Source organism: Chromobacterium fluminis, assembly GCF_011602385.1.
Lineage (GTDB): Bacteria > Pseudomonadota > Gammaproteobacteria > Burkholderiales > Chromobacteriaceae > Chromobacterium > Chromobacterium fluminis.
Genome location: NZ_JAAOMA010000156.1, coordinates 1 through 255, shown reverse-complemented (window position 1 = coordinate 255; position 255 = coordinate 1). Strand labels below are relative to the sequence as shown.

Genomic DNA, 255 nt, shown 5'->3' with positions numbered 1-255 from the left:
CCACATAGGCGGCCAGCTGGTTGTCCCAGCGCCGGGTCATGTGTGGTTCCACCGCCATCGCCTTGATGGTGCCGATGCCGCCCACCGCTTCCACCAGGAAGGATTGGTTGTCGGCGCCGCGCGCGAATTTCTCGTCCAGACGCCGCCGCAGCAGCGGGGTCAGCCCGGCCGACCACAGCGCGTAGCACGGCAGCGACACCAGCACGATCAGGGTCAGCCAGCCGCTGTAGTACCACATCACCGCGAGTAACACGA

General features: G+C 66.7%; 1 protein-coding gene. It reads right to left on the bottom strand.

Annotation, left to right across the window (positions count from 1 at the left end; all coding sequences use genetic code 11):
• The coding region (locus HA052_RS27295) for an ABC transporter transmembrane domain-containing protein (protein ID WP_240937603.1) at window positions 1-255 on the bottom strand (255 nt) is incomplete at both ends.